The organism is Rhizobacter sp. P3_B12 (assembly GCF_056402895.1).
On record NZ_JBFUGN010000336.1, the window covers coordinates 1 to 5,906 of the forward strand.

Sequence of the window (5,906 nt, forward strand, 5' to 3'; positions counted from 1 at the left end):
ACCGAGTGTAGTGCCGGCTGCGTGCTCAGCCCTTCTTGGCCGGCGGCTTGCCGCCTTGCCCGCCGCCCTGTCCACCCCCTGGCGGGCCGCCGGCCGGGCGCAGTGCGAGCACGTCGCCGATCTTCTGGCAGGTGCCCGAGATGGTCTCGCCGTTGCGGCCGGCGAAGCTCGCGGTGGCGCCTTCGGCCTTGCCGTTGCACGCGGCGATCGCCTCGGGCGGCGGTGCCGGCGGCTTGCCGCCTTGCGATGGGGCCGGGTCGGCGGCGGTGCCTGCCAGCGGCAGCGCCAGCAGCAGGGTGGCCGCGGCGGCGGCGAGGGTGCGGTTCAAGGTCGTCATGTCGCTGTCTCCTTCGTCAAAAAAAGGGTCTCAGGCCGCGATGCCCACGGTCAGCGCGGCGGTGTAGCCGGCCGCGACGCTGCCGCTCAGCGCTGCCATCTGCAGCGTGACGCCGTCGCTGAACACGTTGTCGGTCGCGAAGCTCATCTGGTTCAGGTTGCTCACGCTCGCGCTGTAGCCGCTGGCGGTGCTGTAGACGGTGCTGCAATCGGCGACCGGGAACGCCATCTGCGAGGTCTTGATCTTGCTGGTCGACGAGGTGGCGGTGGCCAGGCTGCGGTACACCTCGAAGTGGATGTGCGGCATGCGGCCGGCGTAGCAGCCGGGGAACACGGTGGTGAACGTGACCTGCCCGTTGGCATCGGTCTCCTGCACACCGCGCAGATAGTTCTGGTTGGTGACTCCCGACGAGTACATCGAGTAGCGCCCCTCCCGGTCGCAGTGCCACAGGTAGATCGCATGGCCGGAGAGGTCGGCGCAACTGGTGTTCGTGTCGACCAGCGTCAGCGTGACGGTCAGCGTGACGCCCTCTGCCGAGCCCAGGCTGCTGGGGAGGCTCGACCGGATGTCGCTGCGCACGATGCCGCTCACGCCCAGAACATTGGCGACGCTGCCGTTCGCGGTGTTCGAGCCATCGCCGGGGTAGGGACCGGCGGTCTCCTCCGGGATGACCGAGCAGGTGCTGCTGCTGGAACCGGAAGATCCACCGGAGCTGCCGGATCCCGAGGAACTGCTGGTATCGGCCGTGGAGGAACTGCCGCCACCACCGCAACCGAGCAGTGACGACACCGCGGACACCGCGCCGACACCGGCCAGCCAGGTCAGCGCGCGCCGGCGCTGCATCACCTGCAGGTCGTGGACGAGGCCGAGGTCGTGCTCGTGCTGGTGAAGAGGCCCGTGGGGGTCGCATGAGGGCTGCTCGTGGTCGAGGGCGTGGTGGCGAAGGGTGTCGGACATGGTGTTGGCGAAGCAGTGGCTGTGAGGCTGCCGATGCTGGTCGCCGACGGTGTCGCAAATATCGTTGCTTTGTATCAACTTGGACACGGTCCATTTGAACTGTGTCTGCGCTGTGCCCGCGGGGCGATCAGGCGCGTGGCAGCAGCAACCGGGCCCGCAAGCCGCCTTCGGGCCGGTTCGACAATGTCAGTTGGCCCCCCAGCCGTTCGGCCAGGTCGCGTGCGATGTAGAGGCCCAGCCCGGTGCCACCGCCGCTGGCGGCACCGCGGCCGCGCGCAATGTCGACCCGGTAGAACGGGCGGAACACCGTCTCCAGCTGGTCCTCGGGGATGCCGGGGCCGTGGTCGTCGATGTAAAGCTCCAACTCGCGGGGATGGCCGCGCAGGCTCAGCTCGGCCGAACCGGCATGGCGCAGCGCGTTGCCGATCAGGTTGCCGAGGATGCGGCCGAGGGCTTCGCTCTGCGCCAGCACGACGGCCTCGCCGCCGCTGTCGTCGGCCAGGCGCACCGCCAGCCCCTGCTCGACCCGGTCGTCGACCTGGGCCTGCAGCAGGGCGCGCAGGTCGACGCGCTGGCGCGCCTGCGGCGCATGCTGGTCGCGCAGCATGGCCAGGACGCTGCCGATCAGCGCGTCCATCTCCTGCAGGTCGGCGATGCAGCGTTCGGTCTGCGCCCCCGGCTCCATCGTCTCGAGCCGCAGGCGCAGCCGGGCCAGCGGCGTGCGCAGGTCGTGCGAGATCGCGGCCATCAGCAGGCCCTGCGCGCCGAACTGCTCGTGCAGGCGCTGCGCCATCGTGTTGAACACCTGCGCGGCCTGGCGCACCTCGCGCGTGCCCGCCTGCTCGTCGAGCGCCGGCGCCGGGCGGCGTTGCGCGATCGCCTGGCCGAGCGCGCGCGACGCATCGGCCAGCCGGCGCATCGGCTGCGACAGCCACTGCGCGCCCCACCAGGCGGCCCCGCCGATCACGAGGAAGCGCACCAGGTAGTCGAGCCACAGCGAGCGCATCGGCGGCGTGCCGCCCGATGCTCGCCCGGGTTGCAGCGGGGGAGGCGGTCCGCCCGGGCCGCCCTCGGGCAGCAGGCCGGGCGGCAGCGACGACAGCGGCGGCACGCCCATGCCGTCGCGTCCGGGCGCGGGCGAACCCATCGGCGGGCCGTTGCCCAGCCCGTCGGCCACGCTGCGCACCGCCGCGAAGCTGAGGAAGTGACTGGCCACCAGCGCGACCCACATCAGCAGCATCAGGCGCTTGAACAGCGTGTCGCTGAACGGCGTGTGGCTGAACAGCCGGCGCAGTCGCTGCAGCAGGCTCAAGCGCGCGCCTCGCCGTCGCTGCCGTTGAACAGGTAGCCCTCGCCGCGCACGGTGCGGATCAGGTTCGGCTCGTCGAGCTTCTGGCGCAGCCGCGACACCGTCAGGTCGATGCTGCGGTCGGTCACCTCGGCGCCGGGGGCGCGCGTGAGGTCGAGYAGCTGGTCGCGGCTCAGCACGCGGTTCGGGTGGTCGACGAAGGCCGACAGCAGCCGGAACTCGGCCGACGACAGCGCCACCACCACCTGCTGCGGCGAGGTCAGCTGGCGGCGCAGCCGGTCGAAGGTCCAGCCGGCGAACTGCAGCACGGTGGCCGTCGGCGCGGCGACCGGTGCGGCGCCGGCGCGGCGCAGCACCGYRYGGATGCGCGCCACSAGCTCGCGCGGCTCRAACGGCTTGGGCAGGTAGTCGTCGGCGCCSAGCTCGAGGCCGACGACGCGGCTCGCCGGGTCGCCCTGCGCGGTCAGCATGATCACCGGCAGCGGCGCGATCTCGCGCACCCAGCGGAACAGGTCGAGCCCGTTGCCGTCGGGCAGCATCAGGTCGAGCAGCAGCACCTTGTACGGGTCGGGGCCGCCCAGCCCCGCGCGCAGCACGCGCCGCAGGCTCGCGGCATCGGCCACCGCGCTCACCCGCATGCCGTAGCGCTGCAGGTAGTCGCTGACGAGCTGGCGCAGATCGAGGTCGTCATCGACCAGCAGGACGTGGATCATCGTCAGGAGCGGAACAGYCGCGAGTACTGCGCCTCGTGGCGTGCCGACAGGATCGCCAGCATCGGCGTGAAGGCCTGGCGCTCGGCGTGGGTGGCCGCGATCGCGCGGTCGACGGCCGCGGGCATCGCGTCGGCCAGGGCGGCCAGCACGCGCTGGCCGGCGTTCTGGCCGAGCGGTACGGATTTGAGCGCGGCCTGCACCATGTTCTCGGCCCAGCCGAAGCACAGGCTCAGCAGCGCATCGCGCAGCGGCGCGCCGGTCTGCGCGGCGGCCAGTGCGAACGCCACCGGCCAGGTCGGTGCCGGCTTCAGGGCGGCCAGCACCGCGAGGCGCTCGTCGGCGAGGCCGCGGTTCTTCAGCCACTCGAGCAGCGAGCGGCCCATCTGTTCGGCCTGCAGGCGCATCTCGCTGCTCTCGCGGGTCTGCACGACCCAGTCGTTCAGCTCGCGGATCGCGTCGCGGTCGTCACGCTGCCACGCCGCGAAAGCCTTGGCGGCGAGCGGCAGGTCGCTGCGGGCCAAGCCCAGGCGCAGCTGGTCGAGCAGCCAGGCGGCGGTCTGCGCCTCGGTGGTGACGAGGCCGGCATCGACCCCCGACTCCAGCCCTTCGGAGTAGCTGAAGCCGCCGACCGGCAGCGCCGGCGAGGCCAGCCACATCAGTTGCAGCAGCGAGGCGGCGCTGGTCGGGGTGGGGGCGCGGCGGACGCGGGGCATCGGTGTCAGTGGCCGTGGTGGTCGTGACCGTGGTGATCGTGCCCGTGCCCGTGGTCATGGCCCTCGTGCCCGTGGTCGTGATCGTCGTGGTCGTGCCCGTGATGCGCGTGCGCACCGGCCGCATACGCGCCGCCCTCCGGCTCGAACGCCGCCGAGGCCTCGTTCACGATCAGGTGCATCTGCCGCAGCATGTCGGCCAGCACGTGGTCGGGTTCGAGCTTCAGGTGATCGGGCTTCAGCTCGAGCTGCACATGCCGGTTGCCCAGGTGGTAGGCGGCGCGCAGCAGGTCGAACGGCGTGCCGTGCTGCGTGCAGTGCGTCACGACCAGCACCGGCTGCGGCGCCGCGACCACGCGGATCAGCGAGCCGTCTTCGGCCACCAGCACGTCGCCGCCGCGCACCGCGGTGCCGCGCGGCAGGAACACGCCGAGCGTGCGGCCCTGCGAGTCGGTGGCATCGAAGCGGCTCTTCTGGCGCACGTCCCAGTCGAGTTCGACGGATGCGGCGCGTTTGACGAGGGCAGGGGCCAATCCATGGCCCTGCGCAAGGAGTTTGTTCACGGTCAGCATGGTGTGAGTGTGGCAGGAAAACCCTGGGGGATTTCCGTTCAGGATCCGGGACGGAAGGTCGATATTCCCCTGGATCAGAACAAGGATGGGACCCATGAAACTGCTCCAGGATGTCCGCATCGGCGTGCGCCTCGCCCTCGGGTTCGCCAGCGTGCTGCTGCTCTCGTGCGCCACGATCGGCCAGAGCTTCTTCGAGATGTCGCAGCTGCAGGGCCGCTTCGACGACCTGGCGGGCATGACGATGCCGGCGATGAACGGCGTGTCCGAGCTCGGCACGGCGGCGCGCGGCATGCGCGGCGCGCAGGAACTGCTGGCCACGCGCTGGAGCGAAGCCGAGCGGGCRACGCAGGCCGACGCCTTCAAGAAGCACCATGCGCGCTTCGTCGAGCAGATCCAGCTGCTGCGCAGCCTGCCGCGGGCCGATGCGATCGAGCCGCAGCTGGCGCCGGTGGACGGTGCGCTCAAATCCTACGACGCGAGCTCGGCCGAGATCGAACGGCTGCTGGCCAGCACCGACGACGCCGAGCGCTTCCAGAAGGTCAAGAAGCTGCTCGAAGGCGAGACGCTCGCCAACTTCACGACGCTGAGCAAGGCGGCCGCCGAACTCACCAAGGTGATCCGCGACGATGCCGATGCGCGCATCGTGGCGGCGAGCGCCGGCAACCAGCGTTCGCGCACCGCGATGGCCGTCGGCGGCGCGATCGCGCTGGCACTCGGCAGCCTGCTGGCCTGGGGCCTGACGACCAGCGTCGTGCGCCCGATGCGCAGCGGCATGGCCGCCTTGCAGCGCATCGCCGGTGGCGACCTGTCGGGCCGCGTCGACAGCGAGCGCAAGGACGAGATGGGCCAGCTGATGGCGGCCCTCGCGCAGATGCAGGACAACCTGCGCACCGCCGTCGGCGACATCCGCAATTCGAGCGATTCGGTGTACAGCGCGGCGTCGGAGATCGCGCAGGGCAACCTGTCGCTGTCGGACCGCACCGAGCGGCAGGCGGCCAGCCTGGAGGAGACGGCGTCGTCGATGGAGACGATGTCGGCCACCGTGAAGGACAGCGCCGGCACCGTGAACCGCGTCGAGGAGATCTCGCGCAGCGCCCGCCAGGCGGCCGGCCGCGGCCAGCAGGTGGTGGGCGACGTGGTCAAGACGATGCAGGAGATCCAGCAGTCGAGCGACCGCATCGCCTCGATCATCTCGGTGATCGACGGCATCGCGTTCCAGACCAACATCCTCGCGCTGAACGCCGCGGTGGAAGCGGCGCGCGCCGGCGAGCAGGGCCGCGGCTTCGCGGTGGTGGCCGGCGAGGTGCG

Annotated in this window: 7 protein-coding genes; 1 reads left to right on the forward strand and 6 read right to left on the reverse strand. The window is 71.3% G+C overall.

Features of this window, described 5'->3' with window-relative positions; all coding sequences use genetic code 11:
* Positions 1-25 precede the first annotated feature (25 nt).
* From AC1D01_RS17685 to ureE, 6 genes are all read right to left on the reverse strand, one after another.
* Positions 26-337 carry a hypothetical protein gene (locus AC1D01_RS17685; protein ID WP_477868506.1) on the reverse strand — a complete coding sequence of 104 codons (312 nt, stop codon included), beginning with the start codon at positions 335-337 and terminating at the stop codon, positions 26-28.
* A 30-nt stretch (positions 338-367) separates the two neighbouring features.
* The gene (locus AC1D01_RS17690) at positions 368-1,294 is read right to left on the reverse strand and encodes a dioxygenase family protein (RefSeq protein ID WP_477868508.1); all 927 of its coding nucleotides are present in this window, start codon (positions 1,292-1,294) and stop codon (positions 368-370) included.
* A gap of 127 nt (positions 1,295-1,421) precedes the next feature.
* Positions 1,422-2,606, reverse strand: a complete 1,185-nt coding sequence (locus AC1D01_RS17695) for an ATP-binding protein (RefSeq protein ID WP_477868510.1) — start codon at positions 2,604-2,606, stop codon at positions 1,422-1,424.
* The gene (locus tag AC1D01_RS17700) at positions 2,603-3,316 is read right to left on the reverse strand and encodes a response regulator (RefSeq protein ID WP_477868512.1); all 714 of its coding nucleotides are present in this window, start codon (positions 3,314-3,316) and stop codon (positions 2,603-2,605) included. Before AC1D01_RS17700 ends, AC1D01_RS17695 begins: the two co-directional genes overlap by 4 nt.
* A 2-nt stretch (positions 3,317-3,318) precedes the next feature.
* Positions 3,319-4,029, reverse strand: a complete 711-nt coding sequence (locus AC1D01_RS17705) for an urease accessory protein UreF (protein ID WP_477868515.1) — start codon at positions 4,027-4,029, stop codon at positions 3,319-3,321.
* Between the two features lie 5 nt (positions 4,030-4,034).
* On the reverse strand, positions 4,035-4,598 hold the full coding sequence (gene ureE / locus AC1D01_RS17710; protein WP_477868517.1) for an urease accessory protein UreE: 564 nt from the start codon (positions 4,596-4,598) through the stop codon (positions 4,035-4,037).
* Positions 4,599-4,692: 94 nt separating this feature from the next.
* On the opposite strand from ureE, the gene AC1D01_RS17715 reads away from it, so the two are divergent.
* Positions 4,693-5,906: methyl-accepting chemotaxis protein (locus tag AC1D01_RS17715; protein WP_477868519.1), on the forward strand; the 1,214-nt coding region annotated here is incomplete at its 3' end.